Origin of the sequence: Hungatella sp. SB206 (assembly GCF_051132295.1) — a bacterium.
GTDB lineage: Bacteria > Bacillota > Clostridia > Lachnospirales > Lachnospiraceae > Hungatella > Hungatella effluvii.
Window position 1 is genome coordinate 1,439,330 of sequence record NZ_CP096603.1, and the last position, 16,497, is coordinate 1,455,826.

Sequence of the window (16,497 nt, forward strand, 5' to 3'; positions counted from 1 at the left end):
CGCTCCCCGCAGCTTCTGGACACTTGTCCCGAAGTGACCTCTGGACAAAGTGTCCAGAAGTCCGTCTCCTTGCGGTGCTTCCCCGGCCGGGGTATTTCTTTTCGGACGGTCATTCGGTTTTCAAGGTGCTGTCCATCGATGAACTACCCTAAGTCTACACCTAAATGACCGTTCGTCCCGTATATCCAAGAGGTAGGAAATCCGCCAAAAAAACTGCCTATTTCCACGCTCTCGGAATTGTGGTAGAATGAAAAAGAGAAATGTAGCAGGAGGTGGAAATGAAATGTATAACCTAAATTGGTCAAGAAGTGACCTCACCCGGCAAAAGCTGGGGACGTTCTGTGAATACTACGCAAAAATGTCATTAGCCTCTTATGGAGTGAGCATTTATACTTCCGAGGTTGATGACCATGGAATAGATTTTATTGCAGAAAGCAAGAGAGGATTTTTGAAGTTTCAAGTTAAAGCCATTCGCAAAGGAACAGGCTATGTTTTTATGCGGGAGGAATATTTTGATATTTCAGACCAATCACTTTACTTGTTCTTGCTTTTGCTAAATGATGGCGAACACCCCATAGAATATTTAATTCCTGCGACCACATGGGATAACGACAGTAGTAATACTTTTGTTTACCATTCATACGAGGGTAAAAAGTCGAAACCAGAATATGGCCTAAATATTTCTGCCAAGAACATTCCGCAGCTCGAAAGATTTAAGTTAGAAAATATGATAACGGCAATATAATGAGGAACAAAATATGGCTTTAACCATTCAAGAGCGCCTAAAAGACCTGCGTGTAGAGCGTGGGCTGACGCTGGAACAGCTTGCGGAGCAGACCCACCTCTCCAAGTCTGCGCTGGGCAGTTATGAAGCGGAGGATTTTAAGGACATCAGCCACTATGCCCTTATCAAGCTGGCGAAGTTTTACAGCGTGACCGCCGATTACCTGCTGGGGCTGTCCGAAACAAAAAATCACCCAAACGCCGATCTTGCAGACCTGCGTGTGAGTGATGATATGATTGAACTGTTGAAAAGCGGGCTGGTGGATAATTTCCTCTTGTGTGAACTGGCGGTACACCCGGATTTCCCCCGGCTCATGGCTGACCTTGAAATCTATGTGAACGGAACGGCAGTCAAGCAGGTACAGAGCGCAAATGCCATTGTGGATATTATGAGCGCAACCATTATGAAGCAGCACAATCCCGGCTTGTCCGACCCGCAGCTAAGGCAGCTTATCGCCGCCCATATTGACGATGACAGCTTTTGCCGCTATGTAATACAGCAGGACATAAACGGCATAGCCCTTGACCTGCGGGAAGCCCATAAGGACGATTTTTTTAGCGTCCCGGAGGACAATCCTCTGGAAGATTTTTTGCAAGCCGCAGAAGCAGCGTCCACTCCGGGCAGCGACCCGGAACAGGCGGCGATGGCGTTTATCTGTAAACGGCTCAAGCTGAACTATGGGAAGCTGTCGGAGGAAGAAAGAAAGTGGCTGAAAAGGATTGCGCAGAAGTCGGACTTGCTGAAAAACCCAAAACCGCAGCGGGGGAGAAAGTAAAGGGATAAATCGGGATTTGGCAAAGGCGTGTATATGAAAAAGTAACTTCCAGTTTGCAAGAGAAAGGTATGGTGAGCGAATGAGAATATTATACGAACTTTCATGGTTATGGGAGACGCTGGTTATTGCGCTTGCGGTTGCGGCTGTTTGCGTGGTTTGCGCCATGCTAATCTGTAAGGCAGTAAAGAAGAACCTCAGCAAAAAAACGGCGGCAGTTATCGGCGCAGCAGCGTTTGCGGGCGCTGTTTTGGCAGTCATTGTGATTGCCCGGACTCCGATGCCGCTTTGATTAAACGGGATGCTTGATTGCCTGTGCATAAGTACAACTTCAAGTTTATCGGGGAAATAGCAAAGCCCTAAAACGGCTTCCCGCCCATTTCAATTTTGAGAGAAAAATCCGTCTGTTTTTTCGTGAGTGTGTCCACAAGTTCGGGACATTTTGTCCCGAAGTCCGGCGTGGGACGAGGAACGGGGGCTTTCATATACGCCCTGTCTGCTGATAAAACCAGTCCTGCGTTTGCGGCTCCACGCCACGCAATCACAGCCCTGCTTTCCTGCCGCTTCAAATGCCCTTGCCCTCTCCGGCGGCAACGGCATTTTCACGGCAACGCCGACAGAGCGTATAACACACTACACTTTGCGAGCAAAGTCGTGTGCCAAGGGGCAAGCCCCTTTGGAAACCCCTGACAACAAAACAGGCTGAATATCCCGCACTTTCCCGGTGCTTGATACTCAGCCTTTATTTGTTGTCAGCAGCCCCCGTTTCGTGGTCTGCGTGTAGTTCCTTGTAAACTGACCTAATCTGCCTGGTAATTAACTTTATTCCATACTAAATCAGACAAGTAAATTTGATTGCTAAGTATTTATGTGTCCTTACCTTCTTTACAGAAGAAAAGAAAATGTGTTATGATAGAATTATAAGTTTGTAACGTTATAAAACAGATGGGATGTGGATATCGTATGGCGACAATATTAGATGTAGCAAATCTGGCGGGTGTTTCCCAGGGGACAGTTTCAAATGTTCTGAACAGGAAGGGAAATGTTAGCAGTGAAAAAATAAAGGTAGTAGAAGAGGCTGCAAAGCAGTTGGGTTTTACTATCAACGAAAAAGCAAAGATGTTGAGGAAGGGGAGCAGCAATATTATAGCGGTTATTTTGCCTAATATTCAGTTCAGGCATTATCGCGATTTTTATACCAGTCTGAGGGCTTATGCGATCAAAAATGGCTATACTACAAATATTCTTATATCTAATGATAATCCGGAGGAGGAACTTCTTCTGATTCAGCAGGCAAAATCTGCAATGAGTGAAGGGATAGCGGTGTTTTCGTGTTTGGAAGGTTCTGAAAACAAGTATGGGCAGGCCGGTTTTACTAATGTCTGCTTTGTTGAGCGGAGGCCCCAGTTTACGGCTGATTATTATGGTTTCGACTACTCTGCAGCAGGTCGGGAGATGGCGGAATCTGCCGTGAGAAGAGGGTATCAGGATATTTTAGTATTTACTGGTTCCACACGTTTTTCGAATGAAAATGAGTTTGCAGAAGCATTTAAGCAGATGGTAAAGGTAGGGGGGGATTGCACGGTAACCCACATTTCCACGGATGCGGGAAGAATCTCCCATACGGTCTTGACTGCATTGATCGGGGAAAGGAAAGTTGATGCGGTTTTTACGACGAATATCGGCTTTGCGGATAAAATACGACAGATAAGGAACTCTTTTTCCGGAAAAGATGAGTTGCCCATACACACGCTTGCTCCGGTCTTCACATTGCCTGAAAAAGACTATAGCAAGTATGAATTGAACTATAGTTATCTCGGTAGAGAGGTGGCAGAGAATCTGATTAAATCCATAAAGGACAAACCGAAGCTGGAAAACCACATCATGGATAATGATGGACAGAGAAAGTGGCACCAGATAGAACTGAAAAAACCCGGGACGAAGTGTCTGAATGTATTGGCCCTGGAGAGTCCGGAAGCGCTTGCCATGAAAGGCCTTGCCAGACTTTACACAGAGAAGACGGGAACAGAGGTAAAGATAGCAGTATTCTCTTATGATGAAATATATGAGGCGTTTGTGAATTGTGAAGATTTCGGAATATTTGATGTTTTTCGAATTGATGTGACATGGCTGTCGTGGTTTGCTGATAAAATACTGCTTCCGATTGATGAGATTGATCCTGATATTTCTGAGATATTTCCGGAATATATACCGGCGCTTACGGACAAATATTCCAAAGTAAATGGAAGGGTCTATGCACTTCCCGTGACGCCCAGCGCCCAGTTGCTTTTTTACCGCAAGGATTTGTTTGAAAATGTGGCGATGAGGCGCCAGTATCAGGAGATGTATCGTGAAGAGTTGAAGGTTCCGGAAAGCTTTGAGGCATTTAATCGGATTGCAGGTTTTTTTACTAAAAAAATGAATGGCAATTCGCCGGTTCGGTATGGCACCAGTCTGACTCTTGGAAATACGGGGGTGGCAGCGACAGAATTCCTTACCAGATTTTTCAGCTACCAGAAAAATCTTTACCAGGAGAATGGACATATTGAGATCAACAATGAAATTGGAGTGCGCGCCCTGCATGATTTGATGAAGTCTATGAAGTGCATCGGTCCAGCCAATGTGCCGTGGTGGACGGATTCAGCAAAGGCTTTTTCCGATGGAGATGTGGCAATGTCCATTATGTTCAGCAATTATGCCTCCGAGATTCTGGGGTATCAGTCAAAAATCATTGATAAAGTGGGGTGTGCTTTTGTTCCAGGGAGGAATCCTTTGATAGGAGGAGGATCATTGGGGATTGCAAAGAAGAGTCGTCATCCGGAGGATGCTCTGGCGTTTATCAAATGGATGACCAGGGAACCGGTGGCCTCGGCGCTGGCGGCGCTTGGAAGCGTCTCTCCCTGTAATAAAACGTATGAGATATACGATATTGTTGATGTTTTTCCATGGCTCGAATTATCGAAAGATTGTTTCGCTATGTCAGAGACCCGGCGTCGGCCGCCGGATCAGATGAAACCATTTAATGAACGGAAATTTTTAAGCATTCTGGGGACTGCTGTAAAGAACGTGAGCGTCGGTGTAATGGAGCCGGGAGAGGCGCTGGATACTGCGCAGAAGGCTATAGAACGTGATTTATTAAATTAACATCATTTTAAAGTAAAACGGAAGACGTCGTATAGTTACATGCCTTCCGTTTTTTTGTTTTGCAGAAATATTAGATATCCAGTACCATTCCATCAAATGCGGCGATGAAACCGTTAGTACGGGCCAGGGAATCTGTATGTTCGTGAAGCGGATTAAAGGTATGGGCGAAATGAGTGATGACAAACCGGGTATTTTCATTGGCCATGCCTTCTTTTTGCATCCGTTCTTTTACCAGTATATTATCAGGGAGCCCCATGTGATTTGGAAAATGGTGTCCGACTTCTATACTGGTACAATCTAAGACGACCAGAGAAAAACGGTGACTACTCAGATGGCGCCATGTTTCTTCAGGAAAGAAGGTGCTGTCGTGAGCGTAGAGCAGTTCTCTGGAATCTTTTTCCACAATGTAAATAAAACAGTCCTCTTTTGCATCGTGCAGCGTGGACACAGGAGTAATCTTATAATCATCAATGAAAAACGGTACGCCTCCTGTCAATTCGCAGAACTTTACATGCGAGAGCAGTGCCGCATTGTCTCTATGCTCTTCTTTGAATTTTTTATGGACAGATGAATTTCCGTATATCGTGAAAGGATGCGGTTCAATGCAGAAAGGGGGGAGTAGATAGTGAAAATCTGTAGGAAAAAAATGGTCTGCATGAGAATGGGTTACAATAAGATGATGAATTTTGCTTAAATCAACGTGTGCTTGTGTACTGAGTGCATACGTGTCGGCAGAAAAGTCGATAAGAATTTTTTCGTCAATGCATGAGCTTGTGCGCCGGCGAAGATTTTTACCTCCCAGCTCTCTTGCTTCTGTGCAGTATTTACAGGTACAAAATAGAGATGGAAAAGCTTCAGATGCACCGGTTCCGTTTAATTGTAATTTCATAGTATCCTCCATTAAAAAAGAAATTTTATAACGTTATAATAGAACCGTTCCCATGTATTGTCAAGGAAAATTACGTAAGTAAAGATAAAATTTTGTAACACAAAAAAACTTAACAATTAAAAACTTAATATTTATAACGATTTAATTGACATAAATGCTTTAAAATAAAGAATGTCACAAATAATAATAAATAAAAGAAAGAAAAACTAACAAAAATAATAAAAAATATATTGACACGTTATAATAAAAGTGATATAACAAAATCGTAAGATATTTTAACGCAAAAACATATTGAGGAGGATGAAGATGAAGGTATTAAAAAAACTCACTACAGCAGCGGTTCTGGCAGCTGTCTGTACATCGACCCTGGCAGGCTGTGGAAGTTCGTCAACTGTTAATGGAGGTGCGGATACGACGGCGGCAAAGACAGAGCAGACGGAAAAGGTGAAAGAGGAAAGCGGAGTGGAGGAGACAGCCGGCGGTCCACAGTATTCCGGCTCTTTAAGTTACTGGTCAAGCTGGAACTCTACAGAACCTCAGGCTAAAGTAATAGAAGCAGCGGCAGCGGAGTTTATGAAATTATATCCGGAGGTGAAGATTGATCTGACATTTAATGGAAGAGATAACCGAAAGCTGGTTAATCCAGCGCTGCAGGGCGGACAACAGATTGATATGTACGATGCGAATGCAGATAATATTCAGGCATACTGGATGGATACGATTATTCCGTTGGATGATTATTATGAACAGACGTATCCCACCACAAACGGTGAGAAGTACATAGATGTAATTATGCCCTCCATGGTTTCACTGGCCCGCCAGATCGGTGATGATAAGCTGTATTACGTTCCGTATTGTCCGCAGGCATTCATGTGGTTCTGCAACAAAACTATATTCGAGGATGCGGGAATAACCAAAGTTCCTACTACATGGGAGGAATTTACGGAGGTTTGTCAAACTCTGAAAGACGCAGGGTATACGCCAATTACTACGGATGACAAATATGCGGAGAATATGTTTGGCTATTATCTTTCCAGATTAAAAGGAAATGATTTTGTTGAGAAGCTGGCTTACGATACAACAGGTGAATTGTGGGATGATCCGGCAGTGCTTGAAACGGCAAAAGTATTCGAGGATATGGTAGCGAAGGGATATTTTGCATCGAATGTGGGGTCCAATACGCTTCCTTTAGGGCAGCAGGAGATGGTGCTGGAAGAAAAGATAGCTATGTACTTAAATGGAACATGGCTTCCAAACGAGGTGAAGGATACGGCAGGTTCTGATTTTAATTGGGGAGAATTTGCATTTACCACGGTTCCGGGTGGTGTAGACGGTCTGGAAGCAGGCGCTTACGGTTCCTATGGAATTGCTATAAATAATCAGTGTCAAAATCCAGATACGGCATTCGCATTTGCTGTGTATCTGACCACAGGCGAATGGGATCAAAAGATGTCGGAAGAAGCTGCGGCTATACCGATGTCAAATGATGCCCAATGGCCGGAAGCTTTAAAAGATGCAAAGACGGTGTTTGATCAGTTGACCTACCGCTATCCGTCTCAGACGGCTATCCGCATGAATAGTGATACACAGCCAATTATAGAAACTGCATGTATCAAGTTGTATGCAGGGCAGATCACTGCAGAACAGTTTATTAGCGAGTGCAGACCGAAATAATAAAAAAACAGAATGGGCTGCCGTTTTTAACTAAAATGCGGCAGCCGTACTGTTGCGGTTACTCACAAAAACAGATGTGACGAACCATTGGAGGAGGTATATTCTATGAAAACAAAAAAAAGTACACTGTTTATTTTCCTGGGACCGGCTTTTTTGCTATATATGTTTGTTTTTCTTTATCCTACGGTGAGAACTACGGCAATGAGCTTGTTTCAAATGTCCAATGTAACGACTCCGATTTCCCAATGGTCGTTTGTGGGGCTGGATAATTTTACAAAACTATTTTCTACACCATTGTTTCGTATATCCATGATTAATATTGCCAAGATCTGGCTGTTTTGTGGAATTGCGGCATTGGGACTGGCTTTTCTGTTTGCGGTGCTTTTGGTTGGAGGAATTAAAGGGAAAGGTATTTACAGGACGATTATTTACCTGCCGAATGTTATCTCGGGAATTGCTATTGGCTATATGTGGCTGCTGTACGTTTTTAATAATAAGTTTGGCCTGCTTGCAAAAGTGTTTCATGCCATTGGATTGAAAGGGCTGGCTGAGATTCCGTGGACTTCGCCGTCATACATATTCACAGCTATGTGCGTGGCCTATGTGTTCAGTTCGGTAGGCTATTATATGTTGACATATATGGCAGCGATTGAAGGGATACCGGAAGACTTTTATGAGGCGGCCAGACTGGAGGGGGCTAACAGACTTCATGAGATGATCTATATCACCTTTCCGCTCATTGCCAGTACAGTTAAGTCATCTTTGACTCTTTGGTCCAATAAGGTGATTGGATTCTTCGCATTATCACTGGTATTTGGCGGCGCTACTACGATTACGCCTATGGTTTATACGTATAATGCACTGTTTGGCACCGAAGTGTCGGTAGAATCAAATGCAGGTGTGGCGGCATCATCAGCAGTGGTGATGACGGTTATTATCATTATCTTATTTGTAGCAACCAATTTGCTTGTTAAAGATAAGAAATATGAATATTAGGGGGAAAGCCAGATGAATAAAGAAAAAGGAAAAAGAATATTAAAAGCGCTGCCGGCGCACATACTGGTTGGCTTGTGGTCTGTGTTTACGATTGTAGTGATTGGCTGGATTGTCCTGGCCTCCTTCTCTACCACAAAAGAGATTTTTACTGATAAACTTCTTCATTCCGGCTTCCATATTGAGAATTACATAAAGGCATTATTTGCAAACGATGCTTTGCTGAATCTGGTAAACTCAGTGATCTATACGGTTCCATCCTGTATTCTGATTATTTTGTTCTCTGCTCCAGCTGCCTATGCTTTGCAGCGCTATGTCTTCAGGGGAAATCGCTTTTTGCAGAAGCTCATGGTAATTGGTATGGGGATTCCCAGTGTTATGATTATTATGCCTCTGATTTCAGTAGTCAATGCAATTGGCATGACGAATTCCAGGCTGACATTGATTATCTTGTATACGGCTACTTCCATACCATTTACTACATATTTTTTGATGTCTTACTATAACAATATTTCGGTTACTTATGAAGAAGCAGCGGCAATTGATGGCTGTGGGCCGATAAGAACTTTCTGGAGCATTATCTTTCCACTTATTCAGCCTGCAATCGTGACTGTAACCATATTTAACTTTATAGGAAAGTGGAATGAATATTTTATGGCTCTTGTATTTGCGAATGATAAGAAGCTCAAGTCAATTGGCGTTGGTCTTTATTCTACGATACAGTCCATGGTTACTACGGGAGATTACGCAGGAATGTTTGCTTCTGTTGTGATTGTATTTATGCCAACGCTGCTTATATATATTTTTATGGCAGACAAGATTGTATCCGGAGTATCGCAGGGAGGTTTGAAAGGCTGATGGATTTTTACAGTTTTATGACGCAGTCAGAGCTGCTGCTCAGGATTGTTGTCGCTTGTATTTGCGGTTGCATTATCGGCTATGAACGCGAAAGCAGGAATAAGGGAGCGGGGATCAGAACTCATGCAATTGTGTCGCTTGCGGCGGCTCTGATCATGATTGTATCCAAGTATGGATTTTCGGATATCCCAGACTATGACGCTTCCCGTGTTGCGGCCCAGATTGTCAGCGGTATCGGCTTTTTGGGAGCGGGAATTATATTTGTAAGAAATAATTCTATAAGCGGTTTGACGACTGCTGCTGGTGTTTGGGCTACAGCAGGAATTGGTATGGCAGTGGGATCAGGCTTGTATTATATCGGAGTAGTAACCGCATTTTTCATTGTCCTGGCCCAGATCCTGCTTCATCAAGAGGTTTTTACAGGGAAAGAACGAAAAGGTGAAGTTGTCAAATTGGTGCTTAAGAATCAAAGCGCCGGAATTGATGAATTAAGAAGTGTATTGTCGGAAGAACAGATAGATATTATTTCAGTGGATTGGAGTCAGAAGGAAAATGGAAAATATGATATTAAAGCATCTGTTCTATTTCCGGCTGGATATGACAGGATCAGGCTTATGAGTCTGGCTGCATCTGGGGAAGGTACGATTTCACTGGAAAATTGATATAAATGATGGAGATGAGGTGATTGTTATTCTTGAATTTATAGGTTGTGGCTCTGCTTTTAATCCGCAACTGGGTAATACCAGTGCTTACATTGAAGATGGAAAACGATTTGTACTTTTAGACTGTGGAGAGAGTGTATATGCACGCCTTTTTGAACTTGGGATTTTTGAACAGTATGAAGAGATTTATGTATTGATTACACATACCCATGCAGATCATGTGGGAAGTCTTCCGTCCCTGATCTCTTATTGCTATTATGTAAAACAGAAGAAGGTGACGGTCATTCATCCGAATCGCTCGCTTATCACTTTACTGGATCATATGGGAATTGCAAGAGAGGCTTATATATTCCAGAAACCGGATTTGTTAAAACTCACCGGATTTGAAGTAAAAGCATTTTCTGTAAAACATGTAGAAGACTTAAAATGTTATGGCTACTTGATTACCACATATGGCAGGACGGTCTATTACAGCGGCGATGCATGTGAGGTTCCTCCAGCGATATTGAAACGTTTGCTGGAAGGCCGGATTGAAGCTGTCTATCAGGATACAACGGAATTCTGGACTCCGCACTTATCCCACTGTCCCGTTGAACTTTTGGCTGATATGGTGCCAGTGGAATATAGGAAACGCGTATACTGTATGCACTTTTCCAATGATTTTTCTGACAAGATTAAGGCACTCGGATTTAATGTGGTAGAATTATCAAAGAAAGAAGGAAGAATGTCATATGTATCAGATGGATATACACATTCATACGAAAGAAAGCAGCTATTGTGCGAGAGTGGCTGCTAGAGATGTGGTACATTTATACAAAGAAAAAGGATATCAGGGATTAATTATCACTGACCACTATAACAGGGAATTTTTTGATCATTTTCCGAATGAGACGTGGAAGGAGAAGGTGGATCATTATCTGGAAGGATACCGCCAGGCGAAAGCGGAAGGAGCGAAAATCGGAATGGATATTTTTCTCGGTATTGAGTTCCGATCTGTCGAGCATATTAACGATTTTCTGATTTTTGGCCTGACAGAACAGTTCTTATATGAGAGAGAAGAATTGTTCCGGTTATCCATAGAAGAGGCGTCAGAAATTTTTAAGAAAGCTGGAGCTTTGGTAATACAGGCGCATCCAATGAGAACGGGGGTAAACGTTTTGGCTGACCCTGCGTGTATTGAGGGAATCGAAGTGTATAACGGGAATCATCAATGGCCCTATGATGCGGGTGCGGCAGAAGAGGCTGCTGAGAAATACGGTTTAATTGCGTTGTCCGGATCCGATTTTCATATGACAGAAGACCTGGCCAAGGGAGGCATCGCGTTTGAAGAGCCGGTAGACGGATATGAAGACCTTCTTCGCAAATTGAGAGGGCGGGAAATAACCGGACTCATAAGGAGGTAAGAGAAATGGATTTATTTGAAAAAGTAAAGGAGAAGGGCGTTTTGATAGCCGCTCACCGCGGTGTGGCAGGTGGTAATATTGCGTGCAATACAATTGAAGCGTTTGAAGCAGCTCTCATACAGGGGGCGGATATCCTGGAAATGGATGTATTTAAGACAACGGATTCCCAATTGTATATTTTCCATACAGGTAAGGAACGGATGCAGTTAAACCGCGATATTGATGTGACGGCACTGTCCTCAACAGAAGTAGAAAAACTCCATTATGTGAACGGAGATTTTTTTGAGACAGAACAGTGCATCAATAAACTGGACGATGTTTTGGAAGCATTGAAAGGAAGATGCCTGATTAATTTAGACCGCTGCTGGGAGGATTGGAAACTGGTAAGGGAATGTGTGGAACGTCATCAGATGAGGGATCAGGTTATTTTAAAAAGTCATCCGGAGGAAAAGTATTTTCGGATGCTGGAAGAAGTGGCGCCGGATTACATGTATATGCCGATTTTATCAGAGGAAGATCACTGTACTGAGATTCTGGAGGGCAGAAACCTCCGGTTTGTTGGAGCGGAGTGTACTTTTACATCGGAACAGGCGCAGATTGCCAGTGATGAGTTTATTGATTGTATGAAGAAAAAGGGGAAATTGCTGTGGGCCAATGGAATCCTGTATTCATCCAAGGTCCCTTTGAGTGCTGGACATAGTGATGATATATCGGTTACAGGTAATCCGGAAGAAGGCTGGGGATGGCTGATGGATAAAGGCTTTGATATTATCCAGACAGACTGGACTGGAATGATGAGAGAATATCTTAAAACTAAAAAATTAAATTGATTGTTAAAAAGTTCGATCAGAAATATCTGGAAGGTATTCGGATCGGACTTTTTTGATAAACGGATCATGCTTTAACTTTTCTGTTGGGGAGTCAGACATTTTGATATAAAAGAATTTATTACCCCAATTTTATTTAATGGAACAAGTGGAGGAGTTTACCGTTATGATGAAGCAGATACTAATAATTGTCAATGATAAATTAATCTGTAAATTAATTAAGTACAATCTTCAAGATTCGTATACGAATGTATACTATGCTGTTGATATAAAAGATGGCTTTAAAAGATATCTGGAACGAGAGTACTGCCTAGTTATAATCGAAATTGATTGCAGAAATAATCGGTTGTTGGAAATGTTAAAGTACCTGCGAGAGGTGAAGTCTGTTCCGATTTTGGTTTATTCGTTGATAAATTCTATCACAAATAAGACCATCTGCCTTGATTTAGGAGCTGATGCCTGGATAGCAGCACCCTTTCGTTTGGAAGAATGTTTATCAGTGGCAAATGCATTGATCCGCAGATATACAGAATTGAATATTGGCGGACAAAATCATCATGTCATTTTCCGAAATGGTCTGACCATGGACTTAGAAAAAATGGCGGTCTGGAAAAATGGTAGGTCAATTCAATTGACAGTAAAAGAGTTTCAACTTTTATATTATTTAGCTTCCAATCAAGGGCAGGTGATTAACAAGGAACAGATCTACTATCATCTATGGAAGGAAGATATAGGTGTGGGAAGCAATAGTGTAGAGACACTGATTATGCGCCTGCGGAAAAAGTTGGAGCCGGATAAATCAGATCCAATATTTATTGAAACCATAAGGGGAGGAGGCTATCGTTTTAAATTAGAATCGAAAAAATGTTAAGTTATTGCTAAGTTACATCTAAGAAAATGTTATTTTGAATTTTTATAATCAGCTGCAAATACAAAAGCATTGCCGGGACCTGTCATGAATATTATGACGCCAGACAATGGCCGGTTCCTGTAAAGGGAGTTGCAGCTGATTGACGAAAGAGAAAAAGCGAAATCAATTACATAATAGTTTAAAAGAAGCCATAATCCTGGCATATCGCAGCCAGGGTTACGGCTTCTTTTTTTCGACAAATTTTGCGCTTTTTTGTTTTAGTAAATGGTTGTTTCGGATTCGCGGGCCGCCTTCCTGATTTTGAAATTCACACTTCAAAATCAGGAGGAACAAATTGGAATCAATTAATTGGATCGAAATCCTGGAACAGGAAGACAGGATTATAGCAAATTCAGACAGAAAACAGCGATATCACTTTTCTTCTCTGGATGCGATGAGTGAGGAGCTCGTCTATCAGGAAAGCATGACCAGATACCAGGAACAGGAATCTTATGCTGGAAAAGATGAAGATTTTACAGAGCAAGTTCGAGATGAGAGGCTAGCAGCTGCACTAAAATTACTCACGACTAAACAAAAAGAAGTCATTGAACTGATCTTTTGGGAAGGATACACCCAGGAGGAGACCGCCAGAGAATTGGGCTGTTCCCAGAGCAGTGTATCAGAGCGTTTATCAAATGGTCTGAAGCGATTAGCCGTCCATTTAAAACAATAAGGCTTAAAACAAGATCAATGGTTTATGGGCAGTGCAAAATGGTACTGCCCATACCCTTTATAGTATTCAAAAGAAAAATTCAAAAAGATTTCTCAAACCCGATATTTTTCCTTTTCCCATCTCCTATAGGTGAGAGCATATCTCACCTGTACATTGACAATCAAATATTTGTGTAACAGGTACAATGCCAAAGGAGCGGTATAACCGAAAGCACGTAGCCAGAACAGCGCCATGCGGGACATAATCCCAAGCGATCCCTGTTCGTGGCTGTTATACCCTGTGGCGGGGTAGAATCTGCGATGACCTCCAAGGCTTAATAATGATACTTCCATTCAGGCTCCCAATAACCGATCGGGAGAGACTGCACACCCGTATTTGAGAAAGAATGCGGGGCGGCGTCTATGATGTCCGCTATCGAGATTGATTCGATAACAGCCAGCGGAATGCCTGTTGCATATTTTTTAGAGCAGCAGATACCATGGGCTGGATCGGATCCTATTTGTCAAGAAAATTCACTGAAACTCCCTTCCAGCCTATGCCTGTGCTGCTCTGACATGGAGATAATAGGAGGCGGAAAAGTATGCAGGATAAAATTATGATTTACCCAGCTGACATAAGGAATCATTTATATGAAGCAGGGATATTAAGAGAAAATGAAGACGTGGTAATGGTTGCGGGCCAGTGCGCCCTTTTGGAAAATGCAGGAGAAATAAGAACAACCTATCGGGCCATAAATCTGTTTGATTATCGTACCCGGTATCTGTGCGCCAGAAAAACACCTTTTCCACAGGAAAGTTATAAAATCGTAGCCAAGCGTTTATCAGAGCTGGAAATTAATGAATTGGACGAGAATATGGAGCTGGAGTTAGATGAGAATAAAAGGGCGCAGCATCTGCTTTCCTATATATTCGATGTAATACTGCCACAGTATGGCATGGCGAAGCGAAAAAGCCAGAAGGAACTTGCCTTATCAATGTTGAGAGCCTTACAGGAAAATAAGCTTGCACTTTGTGAAGCAGAGGTCGGGACGGGAAAAACTCACGCCTACATTCTGGCGGTCACCATCCATAATCTATTTTCACAAAGTAAAACTCCGACAATGATATCAACGTCAACAATTGCTTTGCAGGAGGCCATTACAAAAGAGTATATTCCCCAGATTTCACGAATATTGCTGGAGCATCGAATCATTGATAAGCCGTTATCTTTTGTGGTACGAAAAGGAAAATCTCATTTCGTATGTGATTCCAGGCTAAAGACTTACGAAAGCTCTATTCGAAATCAGAATCGTCCGGAAGATCAGGGACTTTTGGCACAATTGGGGGAACTGTGGAGAGAACAGGAACATTATTTGGATCTGGATGGTTTTCCATTAACACCCTATGTAAAAGAAAGAATCAATGTATCTCAGTGTTCCGAATTTTGTCCGCATTCTTCCTATTGCAGGTTCGCGTCTTTCAGTCGGCGTTGGCTGTCTGAGAGTTATGACTTTCAGATATCAAATCACAATTACATATTAGCGGATGTTGTTAATCGCAGGGAAGGGAAGAAAAAGTTACTTCCCTATTATAATATAGCGGTATTTGATGAAGCTCATAAATTGATCGATGCAGCCAGGCAGATTTACTGTACCCGGTTATCAGAGAATGAGATCCCTAAGCTAATTCATTTAATTTCACCAGAGCGTTTTGTAGACAAGAGTTCACAGCGACAAATGATGGAGCTTTGTACTGGTTTGTCAGAAAAAAATACCCGGCTGTTTCAAAAGACTGGCGGAGCTTTCATACAGTCCAATCAAATGGAAAATATCAGCAGGACCATCGAAGAAGACAGGAGTACACGATTATGGATTCGAGATCTGATTGGCATGTTGGAAAAATTGGGCCGTATATTTGTAACAGTGAAAATGGATTCCTGTGGCCGTGTGAAAACGATCCGGAATACAGCACAGTCGATAGAGGACAGGCTCAATGTATTTTTAAGTGCAAAGCAGAATATCAGTTGGATCGAGAAGTCGGACAGCGGGGGCCTGGAATTTTGTTCGCTGCCAAGAGAATTGGAACGCATTTTATATCATGATTTGTGGCATACGGGGGTGCACAGCATTATTACTTCGGGCACGATATCGGTTGGAGGCAATTTCGATCATTTTAAGCGTATGACGGGAATTGACTTGCTGCAGCCACAAAACAGACGGGTTATGGAGGTTTCCAAGTTATCCCCATTCAACTATTCACAGAATGCAATTCTTTATATACCAGAGGAGCTGCCTTTCCCGGATATTCATGATGAGAAATATATTGAGGCCATATCCAGAGAGATTATTCATTTAATCTGCGCAACTTTTGGACATACATTGATATTGTTTTCATCATACTGGCTGATGGAACGTATTTTTTATGAAGTAAAGCAGGAAATCCAATCATTCCCGCTCTTTATCATGAAACGAGGGAGAATGGATATGATTGAAAAATTCAGGAGAAGCGGAAATGGCGTTCTTTTTGCCAGCGACAGCGCTGGAGAAGGAATTGATTTACCGGGAGATATTTTGTCCAGTGTAATAATAGTGAAACTTCCTTTTCCTGTGCCAAGTCCGATTCTGGAATATGAGCGGACAAAGTATGATGATTTTTCGCAATATGTGAAGGAAATCATCACTCCGGGGATGATTATTAAACTGAGACAGTGGTTTGGCCGTGGTATTCGGAGAGAAACGGATACGGCGGTTTTTTCGATTCTGGACAGCAGAGTTGGTATACATGGAAGATACCGTGATGATGTGTTGAAGGCGTTGCCGGACATGCCGGTCACTGGTCGAATTGAAGAAATAAGACGTTTTATTGCAGAGAAAAAAACTGGAGAATACTTTTTGCTTTAAGGTATTTTATATTTCCAAAGCAAAAAGTCC

Annotated in this window: 15 protein-coding genes; 14 read left to right on the forward strand and 1 reads right to left on the reverse strand. The window is 42.5% G+C overall.

The features are described 5' to 3' along the window. Positions 1-247: 247 nt before the first annotated feature. The 4 genes from M1L66_RS06360 (at position 248) to M1L66_RS06375 (ending at position 4,700) form a co-directional block, all read left to right on the forward strand. On the forward strand, positions 248-745 hold the full coding sequence (locus tag M1L66_RS06360) for a hypothetical protein (RefSeq protein ID WP_006772919.1): 498 nt from the start codon (positions 248-250) through the stop codon (positions 743-745). A gap of 13 nt (positions 746-758) precedes the next feature. Next, the gene (locus M1L66_RS06365) at positions 759-1,559 is read left to right on the forward strand and encodes a helix-turn-helix domain-containing protein (protein WP_006772920.1); all 801 of its coding nucleotides are present in this window, start codon (positions 759-761) and stop codon (positions 1,557-1,559) included. Positions 1,560-1,638: 79 nt separating this feature from the next. Further along, positions 1,639-1,848, forward strand: a complete 210-nt coding sequence (locus M1L66_RS06370; RefSeq protein ID WP_003503778.1) for a hypothetical protein — start codon at positions 1,639-1,641, stop codon at positions 1,846-1,848. Positions 1,849-2,519: 671 nt separating this feature from the next. After that, positions 2,520-4,700: an extracellular solute-binding protein gene (locus M1L66_RS06375; RefSeq protein WP_006772922.1), complete on the forward strand. Its 2,181-nt coding sequence runs from the start codon at positions 2,520-2,522 to the stop codon at positions 4,698-4,700. A 70-nt stretch (positions 4,701-4,770) separates the two neighbouring features. On the opposite strand, the gene M1L66_RS06380 is transcribed toward M1L66_RS06375, so the two are convergent. Next, positions 4,771-5,589 (reverse strand): MBL fold metallo-hydrolase, encoded by an 819-nt coding sequence (locus tag M1L66_RS06380; protein ID WP_025529841.1) that lies wholly within the window; start codon positions 5,587-5,589, stop codon positions 4,771-4,773. A 306-nt stretch (positions 5,590-5,895) separates the two neighbouring features. Here M1L66_RS06380 and M1L66_RS06385 point away from each other — a divergent pair, with 306 nt between their 5' ends. The 10 genes from M1L66_RS06385 (at position 5,896) to M1L66_RS06430 (ending at position 16,467) form a co-directional block, all read left to right on the forward strand. Beyond that, positions 5,896-7,263 (forward strand): ABC transporter substrate-binding protein, encoded by a 1,368-nt coding sequence (locus M1L66_RS06385; protein WP_025529843.1) that lies wholly within the window; start codon positions 5,896-5,898, stop codon positions 7,261-7,263. Between the two features lie 105 nt (positions 7,264-7,368). Next, a complete protein-coding gene (locus M1L66_RS06390) occupies positions 7,369-8,259 on the forward strand; it encodes a carbohydrate ABC transporter permease (protein WP_006772925.1) in 891 nt (296 codons plus the stop codon). Positions 8,260-8,271: 12 nt separating this feature from the next. Then, positions 8,272-9,114: a carbohydrate ABC transporter permease gene (locus M1L66_RS06395; protein WP_006772926.1), complete on the forward strand. Its 843-nt coding sequence runs from the start codon at positions 8,272-8,274 to the stop codon at positions 9,112-9,114. Then, positions 9,114-9,776, forward strand: coding sequence for an MgtC/SapB family protein (locus M1L66_RS06400; RefSeq protein WP_006772927.1), 663 nt, complete (start codon positions 9,114-9,116; stop codon positions 9,774-9,776). The genes M1L66_RS06395 and M1L66_RS06400 overlap by 1 nt, the downstream gene beginning before the upstream one ends. Positions 9,777-9,795: 19 nt before the next feature. Then, a complete protein-coding gene (locus M1L66_RS06405) occupies positions 9,796-10,572 on the forward strand; it encodes an MBL fold metallo-hydrolase (RefSeq protein WP_006772928.1) in 777 nt (258 codons plus the stop codon). Next, positions 10,508-11,179 (forward strand): PHP domain-containing protein, encoded by a 672-nt coding sequence (locus tag M1L66_RS06410; RefSeq protein WP_025529845.1) that lies wholly within the window; start codon positions 10,508-10,510, stop codon positions 11,177-11,179. Before M1L66_RS06405 ends, M1L66_RS06410 begins: the two co-directional genes overlap by 65 nt. A 5-nt stretch (positions 11,180-11,184) precedes the next feature. Continuing rightward, a complete protein-coding gene (locus M1L66_RS06415) occupies positions 11,185-12,009 on the forward strand; it encodes a glycerophosphodiester phosphodiesterase family protein (RefSeq protein WP_006772930.1) in 825 nt (274 codons plus the stop codon). 163 nt (positions 12,010-12,172) lie between these two features. After that, positions 12,173-12,877 carry a response regulator transcription factor gene (locus tag M1L66_RS06420; protein ID WP_039891402.1) on the forward strand — a complete coding sequence of 235 codons (705 nt, stop codon included), beginning with the start codon at positions 12,173-12,175 and terminating at the stop codon, positions 12,875-12,877. 334 nt (positions 12,878-13,211) lie between these two features. After that, the gene (locus M1L66_RS06425) at positions 13,212-13,589 is read left to right on the forward strand and encodes an RNA polymerase sigma factor (RefSeq protein ID WP_006772933.1); all 378 of its coding nucleotides are present in this window, start codon (positions 13,212-13,214) and stop codon (positions 13,587-13,589) included. A 580-nt stretch (positions 13,590-14,169) separates the two neighbouring features. After that, entirely contained in the window at positions 14,170-16,467 is a 2,298-nt protein-coding gene (locus tag M1L66_RS06430) for an ATP-dependent DNA helicase (RefSeq protein WP_006772936.1), read from the forward strand. Positions 16,468-16,497: the final 30 nt, after the last annotated feature.